This window comes from Bradyrhizobium sp. MV1.5 (assembly GCF_055807615.1).
This window is the reverse complement of sequence record NZ_JBVVPL010000128.1, coordinates 1-315: the sequence shown is the minus strand read 5'-3', so window position 1 is coordinate 315 and position 315 is coordinate 1. Positions and strand designations below refer to the sequence as shown.

Here is a 315-nt window from a genome sequence, read left to right as displayed (position 1 = left end):
CGGCGCGCCGCGACAAGGTCGTCGACAGCAGCACCTCGACCGAGCCTTCCGGGATCGCAAAGAGATCGCGGCCGGGCACGGGCAGGGTGGCCGCGACATCGGCGAACGCCATGGTCTTGCGCGGCAGCAGCGGTTGATGCGCGGTCTGCGCGTTGAGGTCGGCCAGCGAGGGCGCCGCAAGCGTCTCGGTCTGCGCGAACACGAAGTTCGGCACGGCGGGCCAGCGCGCGATCGGTGTGGTCTCGGTCGGCGGATGCAGCAGCCATTCCACCGGCGTCGTCGGCGTCGCCGGCTGCTCGGCGGTCGCGGGCACCA

General features: G+C 72.4%; 1 pseudogene. It reads right to left on the bottom strand.

From position 1 onward, the window contains the following. Window positions 1–315 (bottom strand): annotated as a pseudogene (locus tag AC0L2J_RS34805) (polysaccharide deacetylase family protein); the annotation flags it as partial.